Below are 25,387 nucleotides of genomic sequence, written 5' to 3'. Positions count from 1 at the left end.
AATAACAAGTCTTTTATTCATTTATCATAAATAAAAATCAGTTTTAGAAGGACACATGGGCTTTAAAATGAAACGGAAAAATGTACTATTGATTACTGTCGACCAATGGTCAGGCAAGTATTTGGGCTGTGCAGGAGAAAATGAAATCCTTACGCCATCTTTGGATGAACTGGCAAATTATGGCATCCGATATACCAACGCTATTTCAACGACACCTGTCAGTATCCCTGCCAGAAGGGAGCTGATGCTTGGTGTCGGCGATGTCAAGCATGGCGATAGGATTTTCAACACCAAGCTTGAAATGCCTTCCACTTTGCCAACGTTGGCCCAAGTATTTCGGAACAATGGATACCAAGCCTATGCAACGGGTAAGCTACATGTATTTCCGCAACGGAACAGAATAGGATTCGATGATGTGCATCTCTGTGAAGAAGGAAGACATTTTGAAGGACTTCAGCAAGATGATTATGAAAGGTTCTTGATGAAAAATGGCTTTCCAGGATTGGAATTTGCCCATGGTATGTGCAATAATGATTACTTCGCACGCCCTTTTCACCTGGATGAAGCTTTTCATCCAACCACATGGGCAACCAGGGACATGTGTGAAACAATCAAAAGAAGAGATCCGACAAGACCTGCGTTTTGGTACCTTTCCTATAGTGCACCTCATCCGCCGCTAGTACCACCGAAGGACTATATGGATATGTATGAAGATATAGAATTCCGTGAACCCTATATCGGAGATTGGGTAATGAAAACAGATACTTTGCCATTTGCCTACCAGTACTATTCCAAAATGTATCATATCGATACCAAACGAAAATTGGCGAATGCCAAAAAAGCCTATTATGCCACTTGCACCCATATTGATCATCAGATCAGACTAGTAATAGGTACATTGCGGGAAGAAGGAATCCTGGAAGATACCATACTATTGTTTACCGCTGATCATGGAGAAATGCTCGGTAACCATAACCTATGGGGCAAGTTCCTCATGTATGAAAACTCTGTAAACATTCCGATGATTCTGATTCCGACCTATGATTCGGACTGCCAATGCGGCGTTGTGGATGACAGACTTGTTGAACTCAAGGACATCATGCCAACCCTACTGAAATTGACTGGATTGGAAATTCCTGATGATGTTGATGGTATTTCAATGTTGGATCAGAAAAAGAGGACTTATAGTTATTGTGAACTATGGGAAGATGACAGAGCAACAAGGATGATACTTACCCAAAAGTACAAATTGATTTATTATGCTGTCGGAAACCAATTCCAATTCTTTGATAGGATCAATGACCCGAATGAAATGCACGACCTTATCGCAGAACCAGCCTACCGACAGATAATTCTGGAATTAAAGGACCAATTAAAAGCTAAGTTACATGGAAAAGATTCTGATTGGATCAAGAATGGAAAATTCGTCGGCTTGCCAAGCAAAGACTATCAATTCATATCTTCACTAAAAGACAACAACAAATTGTTCCGTGGACGGGATATGAAATTACAGAGAGGAATACGGTGAGAAAAAAATCTTGTATATTGCCTTCTTCACTTTTTCTTATAATTTTATCATTATCTTTCTTTATTGATTCTTTTTACATTGTAAAAAGGAATAAGATGCTTTCAGTAGGACCTGCAGCATTACCTCGTTTCGTAATCTTGGTACTGTTCTCCTTGGCTATTGTCAATCAAGTGCTTTATGTCAAAACGAAGAAACCAGGAGAGGAAAAGATTTCCATCAGTAAAAAAATCATCCTATCCGTCGTTTTGTTCGGTTGTTGTGGTCTGGGTCTTCAAATCTTTGGTTTGATTCTCTGTGGTAGTTTCTTTTTATTCGGAGAAATGTGCTTGCTGGATCAAGAAGCAGTAACAAAAAATAAAATACTACGTTACCTGATGCTTTCGGTGATTTTTACAGTCTGTGTATATTTTATCTTTGATTTCCTTTTCAAGATAAATGTCCCTATTGGAATTTTATTCCTACGTTAGGAGGTAAGGATGCTACATCTTTTTCTAAGTGCCTTTTCGACGGTATTGCATCCTAGTATACTGTTCTTGGTATTGCTCGGAGTCGGTATCGGGATCTTCTTTGGTGCAATCCCAGGACTTTCAACAACCATGGCAATTGCCCTTTGCTTACCTTTGACATTCTCAATGAATACCAATATGGGCATATCATTGCTGCTGGGGTTATATATCGGTGGTTTTTCAGGAGGTCTTGTTGCCGCAATATTATTGAATGTACCCGGTACAGCGGCTTCCATAGCTACGACGATCGATGGCTATCCGATGGCAAAGAAAGGATATGCTGGCAAGGCTCTTGGATTAGGTATCTGTTCGTCATTCGTAGGAGGCATGCTGAGCATCTGTGCCTTGATTTTCATTTCGCCTGCCTTGGCAAAAATTGCCATCAGATTCGGTAGCTTTGAATATTTCTCATTGATGCTGTTTGCCCTGACAATGATAATTACCATGTCATCCAAGAACATCATCCGAGGAATCATATCGGGTTTCCTAGGTATATTGCTTGCCATGATCGGGGGTGCTCCGATTGATGGAATTCCACGACTGACATTCGGCATTACTTCTCTCTCAAATGGTTTCAATCTTGTTGCAGTCTTGATCGGTATCTTTGCAGTATCCGAACTTTTCCTCTATGTAGATGAAAAAAGTGAACATCTGGTCAAAAAGATAGTAAAAAAGTTATCTTTCAAAGGATTTGGTTTTTCTTTCAAGGAATGGAAACAAGAAACAGGAAACATCTTCCGTTCATCGGCTATAGGAGTTTTGATAGGTATTCTTCCTGGAATCGGAGGAGCACTTGCCAGCATGATGTCCTATGATATTGCCAGAAGAAGTTCAAAGACTCCAGAAATTTTCGGTACAGGATGTAATCAGGGCATTGTTGCCTCTGAAACCGCAAACAACGCAGCAATAGGAGGAGCAATGATTCCCCTTTTGTCCTTGGGAATCCCTGGAGATGCTGTTACAGCCTTATTACTTGGTGCAATGACTATGCAAGGACTGACACCGGGACCTTTGCTTTTCCGAAACAACACTTCGTTGATTTATCTGATATTCGCAATTTTGATAACTGCAAATATTTTTATGATTGTCGTAGAATTTTTTGCAATCAGAGGATTCGTACACGTACTTTCATTGCCAAAACATATATTGTTACCTTTTATCAGCTTATTATGTATCATCGGTGCCTATGGTTTGAATTATAGGATTTTTGATGTATTTACAATATTTTTGTTTGGAATCTTAGGATTTTTTATGAAGAAATGGCATTTTAGTACCCAGCCTTTTATTATCGGGTATATTATCGGACCTTTGGCAGAATTGTATCTGCGACGGGGTCTTTCATACAGTGACAATAGTCTGATTCCTTTTTTTACTTCTCCGATTTCGCTCTTTTTCATTTTGGCATCAATTGCCAGTATCATTTTTGTCATGCTGAAGCATAAAAAAGCATAACGCAAATTTTACGAGGCATACATAACTGCTGACAACATGTAGAGGCATGAGCAAGAAATGAAACAATGTCATTTTCAATGAAACATTAATTGATCGGATAGCAGGATACAACCGGCACAGTTCCTAAAGCTGATGGATATCTGTTCTGGAGTTAAGTTTGTGTTTTTAGGAAAGGACAGTTATTTCTGATATGGAGACAAACCCACAGAAACCGAGCAATAGAAATCGTTTGTATTTTCCCCAATCAAGCCGCAACTTGGAAATAAATCATAAATCAAGGAAATATCATGAAAATCCTAGCACTTGAATCTTCTACATCGGCAGCAAAAGCCATGCTTTTCGATACAGCTGCAAGGAAGACCCTTTTGGAAACAAAAGCTTTTCCCCATATGTATGACGATATTACATTACAAGATGCAGAAACCATATTCAAAACAATGTTGGACGTCGCAAGGACTGTCCTTGATACCGAGTCCCGAATTGATATGATATCATTGGGTGGAACGTGGCATTCTTTTGGTATATTTGACAAAAAGATGCATCCTCTTATTCCTATGATGCCATGGAACTGTACCTGGGCATCCGACCTATGCCTGCAATTACGGAAAGACAAAGCATATACAGATAATTACTACAACATGACCGGTTGTATGGTAAATGCCAGCTATCCTTTCTTCAAATTAAAATTGGCAAACAAAAAGAAACAAATCAAAGACCTGAGCAACTGCCGTATCGGAGGACAAGGAACTTATAATAATTACCGTTTCACCGGCCGGTATGCCGTAACAGAATGTGAAGCATCAGGAAGCGGATTCCTCGATATACGGAAACTGACATATCATCCTATGTTACTGGAGGAATCAAAAATCGACGAAGGTCCTTTGCCCGAAATCATCAAATCCACTGAAACAAGAGGGTTACTTAAAGAAATTGCCAGTTATTTGGGCATACAGTCGGGTACTCCGGTAATCTTAACCAATTCCGATGGTGGACTCAACCAAATAGGAACCGATGCCCTTGGAAAAGGCACAATGACCTTTTCAATCGGGACAAGTGCTGCAATCCGTCTGTCGGTAGATAAGCCTGCATTATCAAAAAGTCACAGTACATGGTGCTATTACTCTCCCAAAACATGGTTATCTGGAGCTGCAACCTCAGGAGCCTGCAACTGCATTGACTGGTATAAGAATCTACTAAGCCCTATGGCCAATTGGAAATACAGTGAATTTGAGTTACCATATACTGTAAAGACCGACATACCCGTTTTTCTTCCCTTTATATTTGGTGAACGTTGCCCGGGCTGGCAGGATACTGCTTCCGGCATATTCATGAATCTTAAGCCGGATACATCCATATACGATTTGTATACAGCAATCCAAGAAGGTATCCTTTTCAATATCTATCAATGTTATAACTCATTGGTCTCCATCAATTACGAACCTCATTCAATACAGCTTTCAGGTGGTATCCTGCATTCCCCAAGCTGGGTACAGATGTGTACCGATATATTCAACCGTCCTATTGAAATTGATCGTAGCACGCATGGATCATTGGTCGGTGGAATTGCTTTGTCAATGGATATACTTGACATACAAGAAAAAGAATATATACAACAAGATAGAAAAGCGGTCTATCCAATCACCTCTCATCATGATCTATATATGAAACATTATAGCAAATATCTTGATTACTATGATACATATGTAAAGGAAGGAAACAATAGTCATATTCAATAGTAGCAGGCTGTAGCCTTCAGTTTTAGTTTTCCCTATGCTTTCAGGGAATCATCTATCCTGATTCCCAGGTTCTGATAGCACTTCCCCGTATTCTGCGGGTAAACAACACATGTGGTATTATGTCTCCTTGCCTCTGTTGTCCTGTATGTTTCCAAGGGTATGCATGACATCCCTGAACGAGTATCTGCCGGTGAGATTATTTTGGGCGATGTGGGCAAGTGCTCCGTAGAGCAGCTGCAGTAAGGCGTCGGCATCCTGTATGTGGCTTGCATCAAGCCCGAGGATGTCTAGTGCTTGAAGTACTCTTCAATCTCCTGCCTAGTCTTGCAGAGAGTATCTTCTGGCCTTCCCATGGACCACCGATGACAACCTGATAGCATCCATACGTATTTTCTCTTGTTTTCCCATGCAGTATTTTCTATGGTAATCCACCCACATCCTTGGATATACGACTATCTATGATTATTCTACGAAATGAACATCAGCCTTTTCCGCGTATTTCAACTCTATGTCACTTATTATCCGCTTACAAGGAAAAAAGAATCCTGTTTCGACATCTCCAATTTTCTTTTTCCCTGATACTTTCTCATCATATAACCCTTGTCTGAGAACATTTTTTTCTTGACGGATACAGATATCAGTGATATTAATAATGTTAACGTTAATGTTTTCGTAACGATACAAAGGAGGTATTTTATGAAAAAGAAGGTTATGGCAGGTTTTGCCGTCCTGTTTTTTGCCTCATTGGCTGTCTTTGCCAATGGAGCTCAAGAAGACGACAGCGGCAACAAGAAGATGTTTGAAGGGGAAACAGTCAATGCGTTGATTTTTACTTCAAGTGACACTGACTACATGATCAATGTGCTTGCCCCCAAGCTGAAGGAAGAAACTGGTATAAATCTACAGATAGACCAAGTTCCCTACGACAACATCCGGGCCAAGCAATTGGCAGATGTTACCGGTGCAAAGCGATATGACATAATAAATCCCTGTACCGAGTGGTCCTTTGAATATGCTCAGTTTGCAGAACCTCTCAACCAGTATATCGGTAAAGCCGACTACCCTGATCCGGAAATTGACGACATCATCCCTTATGTCTGGAAAGAATTCAATGGCAGCAAGAACACATATTGGTTCCCATATCAGCCTGATACCAGGGTCTTCTTCTACAGGAAAGATCTGCTTAAGCAAGCAGGACTTGAGGCACCAAAGACATGGAATGAGCTGCTAAGTGTGGCAAAGGCACTCACAAAAGATACTGACAATGATGGCAAAATCGATCAATATGGCTTCGGATTCCCCGCCAGAAGAGGAAACAACCTGACACTGGCATGGGTACCGTTCCTGTTCAGTGCGGGCGGTGAACTGTTTGATGAAGACAATCAGCCGGCATTCAACAGTCAGGCAGGAATAGATGCAATCAATCTCTTGAGGGAACTGAAGAAATATTGTCCACCCGACATTGACACCTACGGTGAATATGAGCTGAACAAAAGTGCAAAAGAGGGATCAATTGCCATGGGGGTCAGTGCTTCTGCAATTACACCTGAAGTAGAAAGCTCTGATGTCCCGGTCAAGGGCAAGATTTCATGTACTGTATTTCCGGTACAATCCGAAAATACTACAGTAAAATACAGAGCTTGCCTTGGAGGATGGGCTCTGGGAGTCTCAAGTTATTCAAAGCATAAGGCCGCCGCTGCGTACACGGTACTATGGTTGACAGACAAAGCAAACTCAACTGACATGGAAATCCATGGACGCCAGCATGCAGCCAGGTTATCCCAAGCAAGTAATCCAGAACTGCTCGCTGTAAACCCACATGTAAAGACAATCGTAGACATCCTTGAAAAATCGGTGATTTTCTACCATGGAATCAGCGGAGCTCAAATCAATGAACTGTTGAACGTAAGGATAGCACAGGCAATCTCAGGTGAATTGTCACCTAAGGCAGCTTTGGAAAAAGCAGAAGAAGATATCTTGCCATTAACAAAAAAGTAGAATCTGAAATTGTCTTACGACCTTTCATACCCAAGATATCCTTGGGTATGAAAAGCCAGAGGGAACACATCATGGAATTTAAAAGAAACAAGCTTGACATAAAAGAAAAACAAGACAGATCCTGCTATACATTGCTGCTTCCGACTATTGTACTTTTTTTATTGATCAACATTTACCCCTTGATTTATTCCGTAGTTGTCAGCTGTACAAACTTTTCACTGGCAAGACCATTCAACAAAACCACGTTCGTAGGGTTTGCAAACTACAAAAAGGCTTTTATGGAAAAAAGCTTCCTGCTGTCATTTTCCAGGACCATCATTTTTGTATTTTTCAGTCTTTTGTTTGAATTAGGCCTTGGTCTCTTTCTTTCCCTGCTTCTGAACAAGGAAGAAGTATTCGGAAGACGATTGTTGGTTTTCTTCCTTCTTCCGATGATGCTGACACCTATCATCGTCGGTTTATTATGGCGTTTCATGTACAACTACGACATAGGAATGCTCAACAACTTATTTGAAAGAATGGGATTAAACCGATATCCGTTCCTTGGCAGAAAAGAATCTGCACTGCCGTCAATCATAGTAACGGATATCTGGCAATGGACACCTTTCGTCATTCTCTTTCTCTACAGCGGCCTGCAGGCACTGCCCGTGGAATTCTTTGAAGCTGCAAAAATTGACGGAGCAAAATCTCATCAGATCCTATGGTATATCACCTTGCCATCACTGAAGAAGACCATCTTCATTACCATGCTGATCCGCGGAATGGATGCTATCCGTGAATACGATAAGATCTTCACAATGACACACGGTGGACCAGGTACGAATACGGAAACCGTAAGCTACTTCATCTATCGGCAAGGATTTGAACTATTTGATACTTCCTATGCATGCGCGACATCCCTGCTGCTACTGGTATTTACGATCCTGATTTCACAGATTGCAATAAACAAATACAAAAAAAATGATTGAAAGGACATAGCATATCATGGTAAAAAAAATCAAAATTGAAAGATTTGCAGGTACTCTTCTGCGAAGGATAATCCTGATTGCAGCACTTCTGTTTGTGCTGGTTCCGTTCCTATACTTTGTCTCAGTATCATTCCAATCAAAAAACTACATAGAAGGAAACAAATCCTTCTTCTATTCGTTCCTGCATCCTACATTTGAAAATTATATCCAGGTATTTTCAACATTGAGTTATTTCAGATACTTCAAAAACAGCTTGATCATCTGTGTTATTTCTACTGTCTTTTCAGTCATAGTTGCCTCTTTGGCCTCCTATGTACTTTCAAGAATCAAAAATGACTTCACCGACAATCTTGCATTCTGGATATTGAGCCAAAAGATGCTGCCCCCGATTGCCATCCTGATTCCCATATACCTGATACTGTCAAAAATCCGTCTGCTTGATACATATACAGGCATAATCCTTATCTATACAGTCGTCAATCTTCCCTACTCAGTCTGGATGATCAAAAGCTTCATTGATGATGTTCCGGTTGAAGAAGATGAATCTGCCATGTTGGATGGCTGCAACAAGCTGCAGATACTGACAAAGATAATCTATCCAATTGCAAAACCGGGTATCATCGCCACAGGTATATTCATCTTCATCCTCTCATGGAGTGAATTCATCTTTGCTCTTATCCTCACCAGCATGCATACAAAGACACTTCCTGTAGCTATTTCATCATTTGTCACCGATACCGGTATTGAATGGAACTGTATGGCAGCTGCCGGTACCATCCTGGTAATTCCGTTGATAATTATGTTTGTTTTCATTCAAAAATCCCTAGTCAGGGGATTAAGTTTCGGAGCCGTAAAAGGATAACTTAAGGAGTTTGTCATGAAAGGAAAAATGATTGGTGCCGTATTGCCTGGAAACAGTACGGTGGAACTGCGTGAATACGATATTCCTACCCCTGGTTTTGGGCAGGTCCTGCTCAAAATGAAGTGTTCTACGATCTGCGGAAGCGATATACGCTGCATTTACCGCGAACACATAGGTATCGGTCCGGAAAGATATCAAGGTGTCATTGCCGGACATGAACCGTGTGGCCTGATCGTCGAAGAAGGTCCTGGACTGAAGAGATTCAAGAAAGGTGACAGGGTCATCGTCTATCATATCTCAGGCTGCGGAGTCTGCCATGATTGCAGAATGGGATATATGGTAAGCTGTACTTCACCAAGACGGGCCGCCTACGGATGGCAACGTGACGGAGGAATGGCAGAATATCTCCTTGCAGACGAAAAGGATCTTATTGCCCTGCCTGATGCATTGAGTTATGCGGACGGAGCACAAGTAGCCTGCGGTTTCGGTACTGTCTACGAAGGAATAGAAAAAGCCGGTGTATCCGGTGACGATGCAGTACTTGTGGTGGGATTGGGACCTGTCGGTCTTGCCTGCCTGATGCTATGCAAGGCCTTAGGTGCAAACAAACTAATCGGGGTGGAAATGAATCAGGAAAGGATTGCCGTAGCAAAATCACTCGGGTTGGTAGATGAGGTATTTACCCCCTGCGAAACTACTGTCGAAGACATACGTAAATGTACAGGAGGCCATGGTGCAGAGCGAGCTTTTGATTGCTCAGCCTCGGATCCTGGAAGGCAAACGGCAATAAGGGCAACGAGAAACTGGGGAAAAATCGTCATGATCGGGGAAGGTAAGAGCCTTCATTTCAATCCATCGCCCGACATGCTGCATGGACAGAAGACCCTGATCGGAAGCTGGGTCACTTCCATTTGGAAAATGGAAGACCTTGTAGAACACCTTGTCCGGTGGCATATCCATCCGGATACCCTCATTACTGACCGTTTCCCCCTGCAGAAAGCTTCAGATGCTTATCAGCTGATGGCAAGCGGGAACTGCGGGAAGGTAGCCGTCTGTTTTGATGAGGAACTGAAATAGGCAACTCCCTGAAAGCAAAAAACAACTTTTTTGCTTTCAGAATGTCTTGATGAATCTTTGTCCGACCCTTTGTTTTTCACAAGGGTCGGATAAGAGATACTACAGCCTTCAGCATAGATCTGTTTGCTACGTTTTGTACATTATCGATAATGTATTCTTGCCTATCCATGTACAATAAACTACTCAAATCATAAGGACAGTATCATGTTCAGCGGAATTATTTTTGATATCAAGCAATTGGCCATTTTCGACGGACCAGGAATCCGGCAGACAGTTTTTCTGAAAGGCTGTCCCCTTCACTGCCTATGGTGCCATAACCCCGAGGGCATTTCTCCTAAGCCACAACTGATGGTAAGCGTCGCTTCCTGTACTCATTGCGGTAAATGCCATGCAGCCTGTCCTTCCCCCGAAAATTGTATTCTTTGCGGCAAGTGTATCGATGAATGTCCCTTGCATCTCCGTCATATCTGCGGTGAAGTCATTTCAAGTACAGCATTGGCAAAACGCTTAGGCAAAGATGCCGATTACTATGCAAGGTATGGAGGAGGAATCACTTTCAGCGGCGGGGAACCGTTGCTACAAGGCGAATTCCTCCTGGATGTCCTCAGCCAGATCAAGCAATACCACAGAGCCATCGAAACAAGTGGCTATGCAAACGAAAACCTGTTCAGGGAAATTTATAGGAACGTTGACTTCATCATCATGGATATCAAGATGATGGACGATGCACTGCACCGGAAATACACCGGAAAAAGCAACATGTCCATTCTGAAAAATGCTTCGTTCCTTCTCGAAGGTAACAAACCTTTCACCATCCGTATTCCCTGCATACCGGGTATAAATGACAATCAGGGAAATTTTGAGGAAACTGCGCGTTTTCTCAGCGGCGCCAAGAACCTGCAGGAAGTAGAATTACTCCCCTATCAGAAAGCTGCCGGCGCCAAGTACCAGATGATAGGGGAAAAATATATGCCGCCGTTCGATGAAAACCAAAAAGTGTTTCTCGATACAAAGATATTTTCCAAATATGGAATAAGGAGCAAGATACTATGATGACAGACCATATAAAGAAACTAAGGAAATTCTTCATAGAAGAAAAAGGACAAAAAGCCTTCAGACAATCTCCTGTGAATCCTTTTATTCTAGCCGAACAATTCCAGGAAAATGATACCTCTCCCCTGGACCGTGCCACTGAAAGGCTGCTCTACGTACTTGCGCATGAAAAAGCCGTTGTTTTCCAAAATGAACGTATCGGTTTTACAAGGACGATACCAGTCATCCCCGAGATCTACACTGACTCTGAAATGACCAAACTCTCCAATAACTATCATATCCATGAAAAAGGCGATGTATGCAATATCAATGTTGACTATGCAAAACTGCTGTCAGTCGGCTTTGAGGCAAAAAAAACTGAATTGGAAAAGAATATCGTTGATTTCGAAAAAAGAGGATGCCTCGACGAAGCCCATCTTGAAAAACAGCAAATCCGGATCCTAAATGGAATTGAGGCTCTGGCAGAAAAATATAAGGAAGCTGCAAAAGAAAACAAAAATCCATTTCTTGCACGGACATTGTCACAGGTACCGCAAGCTGCTCCAAGGAATTTTCTCGAAGCACTGCAGATGTTCCGGATCATTCATTTCTGCATGTGGTGTGGCAGGAATTATCATAATACCATCGGCCGTTTTGACCAGTTCATGTATCCATATTTCAAAAAAGATATGGACAACGGCATATATACAGAAGAGACTGCACTGGAACTTATTGAGGAATTTTTCCTTACGTTCAACCGTGACAGTGACATGTATCCGGGAATGCAGCAAGGTGACAACGGACAAAGCATGGTGCTGGGAGGCATGGATGAAGAAGGACATGATCAGTTCAACAGCCTTTCAGAACTTTGTCTGAAAGCTGCCTATGACCTTCATGTCATCGATCCGAAGATCAACGTACGGGTACACAGGCACACGCCCCTTTCTACATATATCCTTGGAACGAACCTCACAAAAAAGGGTCTTGGTTTTCCCCAATATAGCAGTGATGACATCATCATCCCAGGCCTGATCAAGTTAGGATATAGTAAGGAAGATGCATATAACTATGTCGTCGCTGCCTGCTGGGAATTCATTGTACCGGGAAAGGGAATGGATATCCCGAATATCGGAGCTTTGTCCTTCGCAGGGGCAGTTGCAGATGCCACGACGGCACATCTTCTTGAGTGCGAAACGTATCAGGATTTCCAAGATGCCATAGATGCAAATATCCGGGGAGCATGCAATGACCTGATGGACAGCACAAAGAACGTATTTCTGTTTCCCGCCCCTTTTCTGTCGTTGATGATGGATGGTTGTGTCGAAAAAGGAAAAGATGTTTCTTTAGGTTGTATATACAATAACTATGGTTTCCATGGGACAGGACTTGCTACAGCAGCCGATTCACTGATAAACATCAGAAAATACATCTATGAACAGAAAACAATGACGAAGGAAGCATTGCTGATGACCCTGAATGATGATTTCAAGAATGAAAACAGAATATGCAATATCTTTCGTTATGAATCTGAGAAAATGGGAAACAATGATGACGAAGTGGATGCCATAGCCGCTCATCTGCTGGATACTTTCAGCAATGCATTGAAAGGACATAGAAATGACCGTGGAGGTATCTTCCGGGCAGGAACAGGTTCTGCCATGTACTATATCTGGCATTCAAAAGACCTTATGGCCACTGCTGACGGCAGGCACAAAGGAGAAGGAATTCCTGCAAATTATTCACCGTCACTGTTCTGCAAGAATATCGGGCCTGTGTCAATCATAAAAAGTTTTACAAAAAGTGATCTTTCAAAATGCGTCAACGGTGGTCCGCTGACATTGGAACTGCATGATACGATGTTCCGTAATTCCGAAAGCATCGAAAAAGTTGCTACATTCGTAAAATCTTTCTTTGACCTCGGGGGACATCAACTACAGCTGAATGCCGTTGACAGAGATACGCTTCTTGATGCACAGAAACATCCTGAGAAATATCGCAACCTCATTGTACGTGTATGGGGATGGAGCGGCTATTTCGTAGAATTGGACAAGTGCTACCAAGACCATATAATCCAACGTATTGAATTATCGACATAATACAAGGATAACATTAAATTTCAAGGGAAAATATAACCGGCAAACCACAGAACAGAATCAAGCAACCCTTGATTTCAAGTGATTGCCGACAATTGGGCCGTCATTTCCTTAAGCAATTGTTTTTCTAAACAACATCATAAAATAATACGGATATTCATAATCCGGCATATCTGTCATTGTCATGAATATTACGTATGATTATTGCTATTTTCGTTAATGTTGTTTATAATGTACAGAAGTGAAATGCAATGAGGAAAATTCTGCATAATGAAAAAAAGGGTTACCTTAAAGGATATTGCTCAAGAGACCGGTTATAGCATCAACACTGTTTCCCGGGCATTACGGGAAAAGGATGATATTGCAGTCCAGACAAGGAAGAAGATACAGAAAACAGCACAGAGAATGGGATTGATCGGCAATAATATTGCTTCTTCATTACGCACAGGTTCGACCAAGACAATTGCAGTAATTCTAGGTGATGTGTCAAATCCCCTGTTTGCCATACAGATGAAGGAAATCGAATATGCTGCTTCAAAAAACGGGTTCAGTTCTTTTCTCCTTAATACCAATGAAGATGAAAACTGTGAATTTGCTGCTATCCAATCAGCTATAAACAACAGGGTTGAAGGAATTATCATATGTCCGACACAAAAAACCACCAGAAACATTGAATACCTGAAAACTACGGACATTCCTTTCGTATTACTTGGAAGGAGATTCTATCAACTTGATACCGACTATGTTATCTGCAGTGATGAACTTGGGGGTTACCAGGCTACAAAGTACTTGATTGAGAATAACCACAGACGAATATTGCTGTTGAATGGTCCCCATTACATTTCCAGCGCAATCGAAAGGAAAAATGGTTATCTGAAAGCTGTCAAGGAAGCAAACTTGCCAATAGACAAGGACTTGATTGTTGAAGTCCCCTTGGTCAAGGACAGTGACTTCAATGAAATTCTTTCATCAATTACAAAAAAGGACTTTACGGCTTTGTTTGCTTTCAATGATGTGCTGGCATGGAATGCATGGCGATACCTGAAGAACAGTGGTAAAAAGATTCCACATGATATTTCCATAATTGGTTTTGATAACATCCAAAGCCGAATTGCTATTCCTTTTTCAATGGATTCGATTAATTCAAACAAGAAAAAGATATGTGAATTTGCCGTAGAAATACTGATGAGACGGATCCAAGGCGAAAAATCCTCTTCAATCCAATTGGTAATCAACACGACCAGGGTAAAGGGAGAGTCTGTAATACCTCAAAGCAGATCCCACTCCAAGCAATAGCTTTTGTCCCTCATATTTCCCAACACAATAGGTTGAACAATTCGTATGGCAACAAACAAATCCCATAGATGAGGAATAAGAAAAAAATCCAATGGGCAATCGATGACGAAGACAACCTTGGAAAAATAATCATAGGGAAAAAACATTACAAAAGCCTACACATAGATACAAAGTCCACCCAAATCTTTGCAAAGTGGCAGAATGAAAATTCAGCTTGAAAGACGACCAATTTTCATCTCACCTACTTCGGCCTCGACTTGACGGCAGGTTCGGTACTGTCACGAAACAACTTCCTTGTCGTTCTTACATGGTACTCAACCAGATGTATCAGTCTGAAAAGTAAAAGGAGAAAGTCGAGCCATTGCGACAATGGAATCTTCCTGCGGTCAAACATAGTATTGAAGAGAAGTGTAAACATCCTGCCGCATTTTCCCCGGCATCTGTATCTGCTGATGCCGGAACCGGTCTTCCCGAAGGAATTGATCAAGCGGTTATCATATACACGTTAACAACCTATCATAAGAAAGAAACGTAAAAATACTACGATCTTGCTGAAAACTGCATTCCAGCGGATATCTTATACAGACTGGAGGCTTTCAAGACTGATCTGCAGCATCTGTGATGGTGTTTGATAAGAAAGGACAAGCCTGTAGATCTGCTATGGAACAAGACCCGGATGTCTGACTTGGTATCGACAGACTGACAACTGAACCTTCTGTCTGATTGTCTGGTAAAAGAAAATCGTCTGCTGAAAATCTCAGTGAAAGACGCCAACGTATCGTTCCATTGTCCGACAAATAATTAGGGAAGCTATCGGTGGTCTTGAACACGGAACCAGCTTGACTTCGGATTCAAAAGAGTCCCTCAGAGAAGAAAAGCGGCATTTCTCTCAGTGACCCCACCGAGAAATCTATATCATTCTAATTCATTAAATGATATATACAACTGCTATCCAAGTTTTGTACAAAAACGTGTTAATCAGTTACCATAATTACTTATTTCAAGGCAATAAGTATTATTATAACAAAGACTGTTAAATGTTTCATTATTTTTTTAGTTGACATATGATATAAACAGACTTAGAATTATATCAAATTTAGCCTGTATATGCATTATAATTTAACGAAAATACCATAAATGATATATGCATATTCAAAAAAACTAAAAAAGGAGAAGCGTATGAAAAAAATCATGGTAGTGCTGTCTATCCTGTCCATGATAACGACAGGAGCAACATTTGCACAGGGGAACAAGGAAACGACGGACAACGGGAAACCTATGATCACCTATTGCTTCCGCGACGACGGCAGAGGAGAGAACCAACAGCTTTGGCAGTGGATTTCCAAAGGTTATAATACTTGGGACAAGAAAGATCAAGTCAATCTGAAGATTGCTCCCATCACAGCTTCCGAAGGTGACTACTTCACCAAGATAGCCCTTCAGTTGTCCGACCCTTCGACCTGTCCTGACTTGGTAACGGAAGATACCTTTCAGCTTCCAAATGATGTCAGTGCCGGTTACCTGACGAATCTCGATCCCTTTGTGAAAAATTACAAGGCCTGGAACGACGGACAATACTATGGTGCCATGAAGAAAGCTGTGAGTGATGCCTCCGGTTCCGTCTATGGCATCCCGTACTGTACCGACACCAGGGGACTATGGTACAACAGGGCCCTGCTGACAAAAGCCGGAGTCATCACCGAAGGTGAAGACTGGAAGCCTGCTACATGGGATGACATCATGGATGCCTCTGTGCCAAGGTCAAGGCAAACTGCCCAGGTGTGATTCCCTTCTGGTGCAATTCCGGCGTAGCTACCGGCGAAGCCACTTCAATGCAGACCTATGAGATGCTGCTTTACGGAACCGGTGACAGGCTCATCACGCCAGACGGCAAATGGGTCATCAAGAGCCAGGGAATCGAAAAGTCCCTCAAGTTCCTCCAGGACATCTATACGAAGGGGTATGGGCCGTCATTGGACCTCGTACTCAACGGTCAGGCCTCCAATACCTCGGCACGGGAATATTTCCCCAATGACAAGCTTGCCATGACGCTTGACGGCATCTGGATCACGGGCAACTGGAAGGAAACGGGACCTTCCCCAGTTTCAGACTATGCCACCAAGTTCGGATTGGCGGCCATGCCGACCGATCACGGACAAGCTCCCAAGACAATCACGCTTTCCGGAGGCTGGGCGTTCTCCATTCCTGAGAATTCCGATGCGAAGGAATTGACGTTCGACTTCATCAAGCATCTGATGGATCCGGAGCCATGCTACACGGCTTCAATCATCGAACAAGGCAACATCTGCACACGGACTGACGTAAGCACGGTCAAGGCCTATGCTGACCAGCCGTTCTTCAGACAGGCCACAGATCTGTTGCAGACTGCTGACTTCCGTCCGCAGAACGACCAGTATTCAGCAGTGTCGACCTGTATCCAGACAATGGTCGAATCAGTCGTGAGCGGGACATCCATCGACGATGCCATCTCCCAGTACGGGAAGGACGTCACACGGACCGTCGGCAAGGAAAATGTCATAGAACTGTAGATACACGAATATCTGGATTCAATCGGTGCGGCTGCTGCCATGCAATGGCCGTCCCGATGCAATTGGAGGAAACATGGCTGCTGACAGCATAGACAGAAAAGCCAAGATAAGGTATGACCTGAAGAAATCAGTATTGCTGATTCCTGCAATTGTACTGATGGTGGCATTCTTTATCATCCCGATCCTGCTTACCGTATACTATTCATTTACCAATCTGGCGTTGACAGGATCGAATGCCAAGAACTTTCATTTCATCGGTTTCGAAAACTATACGACGATGTTCACCGATCCCAGGATGTGGGCCAGTATCCGCGTCACGTTGCTGTTCCTTGTGGGGAGCCTGGTCGGACAATCCGTGATCGGTTTCCTCGTAGCCTATCTCATGCAACGGAAGAACCAGGCATTCAGAAGCTTTGTCGGACCGTGCATCCTGGCCGGATGGGTCATGCCGGAAATCGTCGTTGCCTTATGCTGCTTTGCATTCTTCGACACCTCAGGAACAATGAACACCTTGCTCAGGGCCCTCCACCTTCCCGGCGTCAAATGGATCTACGGACATCCGATGCTTACCATCATCCTTGCAAACATCTGGCATGGCACAGCCTTTTCCATGCTGAACTATCAGTCGGCACTCGGCAATGTCTCGTCCTCGATTGAGGAAGCAGCCCGAGTGGACGGAGCAACAAGGCTCCAGACGCTGTTCAGGATCATCCTGCCCTGCATCAAGGATACCATCGGTACCAACACCATGCTCAACACGCTTTCGACACTCGGTGTGTTCGGTCTCATCTGGGCAATGACTGGAGGCGGACCTGGGAATGCAACGACGACGCTCCCGATCTACATGTATTATCAGGGGTTGAAGAACTTCCAGCTGGGGCAGGGAACTGCAATCGGCATGGTGTTGCTGTTCGTCGGTACTCTCTGCAGCATCGTCTATACGATGATACTCAAGAACGAAGACTAGGAAAGCGGAGGATAGTATGAGTGAACGAAAAGTAAATGCAACACAGTATGTGGTCCTGACAATCATCGCCCTAGCCTTTCTCATGCCGCATGTCTGGCTGGTGTTGGCTTCCTTGGATACCAATGCAAGCCAAGCGCTCCACTTGCCACGGCATTGGACGCTCGGCAACTTTACCGACGTACTTTCCAATGCCCGCAACCTTTCAGGCTTCGGAGTAGGACTGGTGATATCGCTGGTTCAGTCTTCTATCGTAGTCGTAGTGTCAGGGTTGGCGGCCTATCCCCTGTCCCGCTACCACCTTAGCTACAAGAAGACCTTCATGTACTCGATCCTGTTCATGACGGCCCTGCCGATGATCGCCGTCATTGTCCCGGTATACAAGATGTTCCTGAGCGTCCATCTGCTGGACAGCATCACGGGAGTAATCCTCTACCTGTCTGCGTCTTCACTGCCCTACGGTATATGGCTGATGAAGAACTTCATGGACGGCGTACCCTTTGAACTCGAAGAAGCCGCCAAGATAGAAGGAGCGGGGACCTTGGCCACACTGAAGGATGTCATAGCTCCGCTGATGTTCCCCGGAATCTGCGTCACCTTCATCTACACGTTCTCAGGCAGCTGGGGAAACTTCTTCGTTCCCTATATCCTGCTCAGTTCGCAGGACAAGCTACCCGCATCGGTGTTGCTGTACCAATACTTCGGTCAGCATGGCACCATTGCCTACGGACCATTGGCAGCATTCTCAATCATCTATGCCCTGCCGTCGATCCTGCTGTACATACTCTCACAGAACTACATGTCCAAAGGCTTCACTCTCGCAGGAGCCTCAAAGGGCTGATATGACATACTTGCAGCTTTGCTGCATCGATATAATCCGATTGGGAGACAAATCAAATGGTCTTGATCAAAGAAAGAATAGGGAAGCTGATCGAATATCTGGGAAAGCTCAGATACCCAATGACTCAGCCGATAGAACACTACAGGATGCTTCAAAGCAACGAAAGATTTACGGATGTCGCTAAGCTGGACACTTCGACGTGGAAGGAGTTCGACCATTCCCAGATATGGGGAGGTCACAGGGTCTACTACTGGTTCGATACCTCCGTAGTCATTCCGGAGGATTTTGCAGGGATGCCGGTGTTCTTCGAACTACGTACGGGAAAGGAAAACCAGTGGGATGCGACGAATCCGCAGTTTTCCTTCTATGTTGACGGAAAGCTCACCCAAGGGATGGATGTCAACCATCGCCTTGCCCTACTGTGCAAAGACGCCGTGCCGGGTACTTCGTACCGCATTACGCTTTCAGCCTTCACCGGAGACCAGAATTTCTCCCTGAAGCTTGACGGGTCCATCAAACCCTTGGACAAGGAAGTCGACCTCTATTGGTATGACCTGAAGGTTCCCTACGATGTCGCCAGGCTGTTGCCATCCGATGACACGGATTATATTGCCATCATCAAGGCACTCAATGAATCCCTCAACCTGCTGGATATGAGGAAGGAAGATTCTCCTGCATTCAGGGAAAGCCTGGGCCGTGCCCATGCCTATCTCAAGCAGACGCTCTACGGGAATCTCTGCGGTCCCCGGCCGGTCAAGGTGTATTGTATCGGACATACCCACATTGACTGTGCATGGCTGTGGACACATCGGGTTACACAAGACAAGGCTGTCAGAAGTTTCTCAACGGTACTGGAACTGATGAGGGAATATCCCGAGTACGTGTTCATGTCAAGCCAGCCTCTGCTCTACCAGTATGTCAAGAAGAATGCACCCGATATATATGCACAGATCAAGCAACGGGTCAAGGAAGGCCGGTGGGAAGTCGAAGGCGGCATGTACGTCGAAGCAGATTGCAACCTTGCCAGCGGAGAATCCTTGGTCAGGCAATTCCAGCATGGGCTCTCCTTCTTCAAGGAAGAATTCGGCAAGGACAACAGTATCCTCTGGCTTCCTGATGTCTTCGGCTATTCTGCCGCACTGCCCCAAATCATGAAGAAATGCGGGCTTTCTTACTTCATGACGACCAAGATCAGCTGGAATGAATTCAACAAGATGCCCTATGACACCTTCGAATGGGAGGGCATCGACGGATCGAAGGTCCTGACGCACTTCATTCCAACGCGGGACTATCACCGGGCCGCGGTGGAAGGTAGCGTCGAAACCGAACACTTCACGTCCTACAACGGCTACATCAACCCGAGCCAGATGAAGGGCAGCTGGGAACGCTACAGCCAGAAAGACCTGAACAATGAGACTCTCTGCTGCTTCGGCTATGGAGACGGCGGCGGTGGACCGACGAGAGACATGCTCGAGAATCAACGGAGGCTGGCCCAAGGTATTCCTGGCTGCCCCCAGACGGTGATGAGCCGTGCGGGAGATTTCTTCCGTAAGCTTGAAGCTGAAGTCAAGGGCAGCAAGTATCTACCGAAATGGGTCGGTGAACTCTATCTTGAGTACCATCGTGGGACCTACACCAGTATGGCCAAAAACAAAAAGTACAACCGAAAGAGTGAATTTGCCTATGAGAACAATGAATGTTATGCAACTCTTTCCACCGAACTGCTGGGCTGTGCCTATCCAGGAAAGGAATTGTATCAGGCATGGGAACTCATCCTGAGCAACCAGTTCCATGACATTCTTCCCGGATCTTCGATCAAAGAAGTCTATGATGATTCCACGGCCGACTACGAGTACCTTTCCATGAAAAGTCAAAAGCTCAGGAATGTTTCGCTTTCCCAGCTTACAGATGCAATCGGGGCCCAGAAAGGTTCGCTGATCCTGTTCAACCCCAACAGCAAGAGCACACGTGAATGCTTTGCCTTCACTGCCGGGAATGAGGTCAAGGGTTTGACCGATGGTACCGACCATCTGCCGGTGCAGAGGCTTGCCGACGGGACACTGATTTGCCTTGCTCCGAAGATTCCGTCCAAGGGTTACCTTACCCTCGAAACGGAAACGGAACAGAAATGGACGGCTTCTTCAAAGCTGATCGTAAAGAAAGACCATCTGGAAAACAACTTTTTTTCATTGGACTTCAATGCCAAGGGCCAGCTCCGGAGTATCTATGACAAACGGGCTTCACGGGAAATCGTTCCTGAAGGCAGCTGTGCAAACAGGATCGTCAGCTATGAGGACCGTCCCCATAACTTCGATGCCTGGGATGTAAACAACTACTATACTGAGAAGTCATGGGAGGTTGATGACGTCTCAGGCTGGGATGTGGTGGAGGAAGGCCCGGTCAGGGCATGCATCAGGATCGAACGGAAGTATCTGGATTCCACCATTACCCAGTATATCTACATATATGCCGGATTGGACAGGATTGACATAAGGAACGTCATCAATTGGAAGGAACATCAGATATTCCTTAAGGATTGGTTCCCTGTCGATGTGCATGCACAGGAAGCAACCTTTGACATACAGTATGGGAACGTCAGACGGACAACCCACAGCAATACCTCATGGGACTTCGCCAAGTTCGAAGTCTGTGTCCACAAGTGGCTGGACATTAGCGAGGATGGATTCGGTGTCAGCTTCCTCAATGACTGCAAGTATGGATGCAGCGTCAAGGATGGCAAGGTCGGATTGTCGATGCTCAAGTCGGCAATCTACCCCAATCCGGAAGCTGACAAGGAACTGCATGAGTTCACCTATGCAATCTATCCCCATGTCGGGAACTGGAGGGATGCCGACACGGTCGGTCAGGCCTATGGGCTGAACAATCCCCTGGAAGTCAGGATGAAGCAGACAGTCGGTGGCAAGCTCCCCCTGTCATTGTCCTTCGTTTCAGTTGACTGTGAGAATGTCGTGATTGAAGTAGTCAAGGAAGCGGAAGATGGCAAGGGAATGATCATCCGGCTGTACGAATGCTACAACAGACGTTGTCCAGTCACATTGAATTTCGCTTGTCCGATTGCATCGATTGTAGAATGCAACATGATTGAACAAGGCTTTGAACCGGTTTCCCTTTTGTCGGAGACGAGCGCAAGCTTCACCATACTGCCTTATGAAATCAAGACATTCCGGGTACAGTTCACTTAGCATGCCGGCTGTGCCGATAGTCCAATTTGAAAGAGGAGGGGATCGGAATTGCCCCTCCTTTTTTTTCAGGCTGGCCGGAACCTTCGGGAAACAAACGATGTCCTCAAGGGCGATTGCTGTGGCTTCTATTGCATCTGCCTTGTTTATCCCATACAATTTGAAGAAGGAAGAGGGACCCACATCAATGGCAACGCTATACAAGATGATTTACAATGAATTGCTGCAGAAGATCAACTACAGCATATATAAGGTCGGAGACCGACTGCCTACGGAAAAGGAACTGTCAGCACAGTACCATGTCAGTCGCATTACCTCCAAACGGGCTTTGGAGGAATTGGAAAAACAAGGCTATGTCGAAAGGGTCAGGGGCAAGGGAACTTTCCTTCGGCAGGAAAGCACCCTCCATGTCACCGATGGGCTTACGAATGCCATAGCCTTGATTTATCCCTCTGATTCGGATTTCGGTGGTTTTGCTGCTTCTCTTGACGGAGCATCCTCGGTAATCGAAGAAAATGGCTTGGTAACTCATCTCTATACGCGGTTCGATACTACGGAAGCCGTCGAGGAACTGCTGGTTTCACTCAAAGAAGATGGAACGAAAGGAATCATCTACTATCCCCGTTCAGGGAGCTTCGATTATGAGATAGTCAATAGGTTCCTCTATGACGGGATTCCGTTTGCCACGTTCGATAAGTATCTCTTTGCACTAAATGTACCATATGTCTGCAGCGACAACCATTACGGGGGATACTTGGCTACCTCCTATCTTCTCGAGTTGGGTCACCGAAAGGTAGCTTTCATCTCGGATCTGCCTCTCGAGGATGCATCCTCGATCCGAGACCGTTACCTTGGATACTGCCAGGCACTCAAGAAATACAACTTGCCGTACTGCCCCCGATATGTCAGTTTCAAGAAGGGTGGAAGGGAAAGCATGCGGAGCTATGATGAAGCCTATTACAGTGGGTTGATCTCCAATCTTCATGAACAGGGGGTCTCGGCAATATTTGCAATCAATGATATCGTGGCCTCATTCATACTGCGGGCCTGTGGCTTGCTCGGTTATCACATCCCCGGAGACTTTTCCCTCATCGGTTTTGATGGTTTACCCTTTTCCCAGTATCAACGGGTCCCCATTACGTCCGTCGTACAGGATTTCTCTACGATGGGACGCTGTGCCGCACAGATAGTCATCAATCAGCTGCAGGGAAAGCCTATAGATAATAAGATTCTGCCTGTCAAGCTTGTGGAAAGGGCCTCCTGCCGGAAATTGGATTCTTGACAGAACGGTTTTTCGGATTGAGAACTATCAACAAGGATGGAGGATGCTGAAAAAAATATCCCTTATTCTTGTTGTTTTTCCATAGGCTACCGTGAATTTCTTCCTGAAAGCCTCAAGACTGGTGAAGAAAAGAGCATATGAACGACACCTTCCGCTTCGCTTACAATGGGAAAAATCGTCACTGAATGTACCTGGTATCGAACTGCCATCAAGCACGGCAAGCTAGGCAGGAACCTTTGCCTTCAGAGTGGCAACTCTAATTTTCATTCATAAGCAGAAGTCTTAGCATCAAAGAAAAAAATGACATAAAGCGACAGTGGCACCGGACTCTTCCGATGCCACTGCACATAGCAAAACAAACACCAATCAAATGGCAAAAGACGTTGTCATTCCTTGAAATCCGGCATGATTTCAGGTATCCCATACTTCTTGGCAGATCTCTTGTTGAACCAGATAGTACCAAAATACAAGGCTACGATGCCAAGCGGCAGGATGATAGCCCAATGTAGTCCGATGAGCATCAGGAAGTAGCCTATGATTGCAATAACTGCAGCAAACAAAGCATATGGAATCTGTGTGGTTACGTGGTCCATATGGTCAGAGCCTGCAAAGGTAGAGGATATGATCGTAGTATCCGATATCGGAGAACAATGGTCACCGAATATCGAACCGCTGAGTACAGAACCTACGGTCGCATAGACAATCCAGTTGAGCTGGTTGCCGGTAGCAGCGAGAGCAAGAGGAAGGGCAATAGGTGTGATGATTGCCATCGTTCCCCAAGAAGTACCCAGTCCGAAGGACAGGATCATGCAGACGATGAAGACGGCAACAGGAAGAATGGCAGGAAGATTATCCACCAAAGGCAGAATGGTCTTGATACAGAAGTCTGCAGTTCCTACGGCATCACAGGAAGCCTTCAGGGCCCATGCAAATACCATCAGCAGGAATGCGACGAACATTGTCTTGGCTCCGCTCATGAAGGTATCCATGATCTCCTTGAAGCTCATGATCTTCAGCACAAGCCCCATGATCATACTGACGATAACCATACCGAAGGCACCCCACAGCAGGGCGCAGGCAGTATCGGAGTCTCCCAGGGCAACAGAGAAGGAATCAGCCTTGGGACCGCCACCTGTCCACCACATACCGAAAAGTGCAAGAAAAACCAACACGACTATCGGCAGGATGAAAGTCCAAATTGAAAGATGGTCAGTTTTTATCTCGCCTACCTCAGCCTCGACATTTCCGGCAGGTTCGGCACCATCACGAAGCAACTGGCCTGTTGTCCTTGCACGGTACTCAGCCAGATGCATCGGACCGAAGTTCCTCTGGGTAAGCGCAATGATAAATACCAAGGCAATGGCAAACCAGCAATAGTACATATACGGAATGGAACGCAACCAGATGGCATACGCACTTGCTCCGATCGTACCAATACCAGCCAAAGAAACTGCAATGGTATTTGTCTGGAACCCAGCCCAGTCAGAAATCGGGGACAGTCCCGATACCGGAGCAGCAGTGGAATCAAGCAGGTAGGCAAATTTCTCACGGGACAGACGCTTTCCATCGGAAAGTGACTTGGTCGCCGTACCGACGATGGCAGTATTGGCATATTCGTTAAAAAATATGACTATGCCAAGGATAGCTATGAGGAATTCAGACCTTTTGCTGGTATTGATATGCTTCTCAAGTTTCTTGACCAGCGCATAGCCACCGCCAAGCTTGTACATGATGCCGATAGCGCCGCCGATGACAAACAAGAACAGAAAGTACTCTGCCTGCCACTTGTCCATCAACTGCTGGGAAGACCAATCCCAGCTCTGAGCTACCGCAGCAAAAATGTTCCCATGGCAGATCATCAGACCTCCCACAAGTACACCGCAGAACAATGATGCAATGACTTCCTTCGTCAAGAAGCAAAGCAACAGAGCTACAAGTGGCGGCAACAATGCAAACACGCCGTATGTTTCCATACGCACCTCCCGATATTGAATATTCTCTTA

18 protein-coding genes and 1 pseudogene are annotated in these 25,387 nt (G+C 44.8%); 17 read left to right on the top strand and 2 right to left on the bottom strand.

Translation table 11 applies throughout. The annotated features are described in order from the left end of the window. Positions 1-67 precede the first annotated feature (67 nt). The 12 genes from LKE40_12425 to LKE40_12370 all read left to right on the top strand — a co-directional run bounded on the left by LKE40_12425 (position 68) and on the right by LKE40_12370 (position 14,766). Positions 68-1,528, top strand: coding sequence for a sulfatase-like hydrolase/transferase (locus tag LKE40_12425; protein ID MCH3918235.1), 1,461 nt, complete (start codon positions 68-70; stop codon positions 1,526-1,528). Continuing rightward, positions 1,525-1,995, top strand: coding sequence for a tripartite tricarboxylate transporter TctB family protein (locus LKE40_12420; protein ID MCH3918234.1), 471 nt, complete (start codon positions 1,525-1,527; stop codon positions 1,993-1,995). The genes LKE40_12425 and LKE40_12420 overlap by 4 nt, the downstream gene beginning before the upstream one ends. A 9-nt stretch (positions 1,996-2,004) precedes the next feature. Next, positions 2,005-3,486 carry a tripartite tricarboxylate transporter permease gene (locus LKE40_12415; protein ID MCH3918233.1) on the top strand — a complete coding sequence of 494 codons (1,482 nt, stop codon included), beginning with the start codon at positions 2,005-2,007 and terminating at the stop codon, positions 3,484-3,486. Positions 3,487-3,773: 287 nt separating this feature from the next. Next, on the top strand, positions 3,774-5,222 hold the full coding sequence (locus LKE40_12410; protein ID MCH3918232.1) for a hypothetical protein: 1,449 nt from the start codon (positions 3,774-3,776) through the stop codon (positions 5,220-5,222). A 696-nt stretch (positions 5,223-5,918) separates the two neighbouring features. Beyond that, complete coding sequence (locus tag LKE40_12405) at positions 5,919-7,220, top strand: sugar ABC transporter substrate-binding protein (GenBank protein MCH3918231.1); 1,302 nt, start codon at positions 5,919-5,921, stop codon at positions 7,218-7,220. A gap of 71 nt (positions 7,221-7,291) precedes the next feature. Beyond that, positions 7,292-8,188: a sugar ABC transporter permease gene (locus LKE40_12400; protein MCH3918230.1), complete on the top strand. Its 897-nt coding sequence runs from the start codon at positions 7,292-7,294 to the stop codon at positions 8,186-8,188. Positions 8,189-8,204: 16 nt separating this feature from the next. Beyond that, positions 8,205-9,050 (top strand): carbohydrate ABC transporter permease, encoded by an 846-nt coding sequence (locus LKE40_12395; GenBank protein MCH3918229.1) that lies wholly within the window; start codon positions 8,205-8,207, stop codon positions 9,048-9,050. Positions 9,051-9,065: 15 nt separating this feature from the next. After that, entirely contained in the window at positions 9,066-10,127 is a 1,062-nt protein-coding gene (locus LKE40_12390) for a zinc-binding dehydrogenase (protein ID MCH3918228.1), read from the top strand. 204 nt (positions 10,128-10,331) lie between these two features. Further along, complete coding sequence (locus tag LKE40_12385; GenBank protein ID MCH3918227.1) at positions 10,332-11,180, top strand: glycyl-radical enzyme activating protein; 849 nt, start codon at positions 10,332-10,334, stop codon at positions 11,178-11,180. Further along, the gene (locus LKE40_12380; protein MCH3918226.1) at positions 11,177-13,255 is read left to right on the top strand and encodes a pyruvate formate-lyase; all 2,079 of its coding nucleotides are present in this window, start codon (positions 11,177-11,179) and stop codon (positions 13,253-13,255) included. The genes LKE40_12385 and LKE40_12380 overlap by 4 nt, the downstream gene beginning before the upstream one ends. Before the next feature lie 267 nt (positions 13,256-13,522). Then, positions 13,523-14,548: a LacI family transcriptional regulator gene (locus tag LKE40_12375; protein MCH3918225.1), complete on the top strand. Its 1,026-nt coding sequence runs from the start codon at positions 13,523-13,525 to the stop codon at positions 14,546-14,548. Between the two features lie 68 nt (positions 14,549-14,616). Next, positions 14,617-14,766, top strand: a complete 150-nt coding sequence (locus LKE40_12370) for a hypothetical protein (GenBank protein ID MCH3918224.1) — start codon at positions 14,617-14,619, stop codon at positions 14,764-14,766. A 23-nt stretch (positions 14,767-14,789) separates the two neighbouring features. On the opposite strand, the gene LKE40_12365 is transcribed toward LKE40_12370, so the two are convergent. Next, positions 14,790-15,035, bottom strand: a complete 246-nt coding sequence (locus LKE40_12365; GenBank protein MCH3918223.1) for a hypothetical protein — start codon at positions 15,033-15,035, stop codon at positions 14,790-14,792. A gap of 791 nt (positions 15,036-15,826) precedes the next feature. Here LKE40_12365 and LKE40_12360 point away from each other — a divergent pair. The 5 genes and pseudogenes from LKE40_12360 (at position 15,827) to LKE40_12340 (ending at position 23,384) form a co-directional block, all read left to right on the top strand. After that, a pseudogene (locus tag LKE40_12360) lies at positions 15,827-17,097 on the top strand (extracellular solute-binding protein). 73 nt (positions 17,098-17,170) lie between these two features. Continuing rightward, positions 17,171-18,064 (top strand): sugar ABC transporter permease, encoded by an 894-nt coding sequence (locus LKE40_12355; protein ID MCH3918222.1) that lies wholly within the window; start codon positions 17,171-17,173, stop codon positions 18,062-18,064. A gap of 16 nt (positions 18,065-18,080) precedes the next feature. Then, a complete protein-coding gene (locus tag LKE40_12350; protein MCH3918221.1) occupies positions 18,081-18,902 on the top strand; it encodes a carbohydrate ABC transporter permease in 822 nt (273 codons plus the stop codon). A 56-nt stretch (positions 18,903-18,958) separates the two neighbouring features. After that, positions 18,959-22,105 carry a glycosyl hydrolase-related protein gene (locus LKE40_12345; protein ID MCH3918220.1) on the top strand — a complete coding sequence of 1,049 codons (3,147 nt, stop codon included), beginning with the start codon at positions 18,959-18,961 and terminating at the stop codon, positions 22,103-22,105. Positions 22,106-22,202: 97 nt separating this feature from the next. After that, positions 22,203-23,384, top strand: a complete 1,182-nt coding sequence (locus tag LKE40_12340; GenBank protein ID MCH3918219.1) for a GntR family transcriptional regulator — start codon at positions 22,203-22,205, stop codon at positions 23,382-23,384. Positions 23,385-23,770: 386 nt separating this feature from the next. Here LKE40_12340 and LKE40_12335 read toward each other — a convergent pair whose 3' ends face one another. Continuing rightward, positions 23,771-25,357: a Na+/H+ antiporter NhaC family protein gene (locus LKE40_12335; GenBank protein ID MCH3918218.1), complete on the bottom strand. Its 1,587-nt coding sequence runs from the start codon at positions 25,355-25,357 to the stop codon at positions 23,771-23,773. Positions 25,358-25,387: the final 30 nt, after the last annotated feature.

Source organism: Spirochaetia bacterium (assembly GCA_022482625.1).
GTDB lineage: Bacteria > Spirochaetota > Spirochaetia > Sphaerochaetales > Sphaerochaetaceae > Pleomorphochaeta.
The sequence above is the reverse complement of the archived record's forward strand: the minus strand, read 5'-3'. Positions and strand labels throughout refer to the sequence as shown.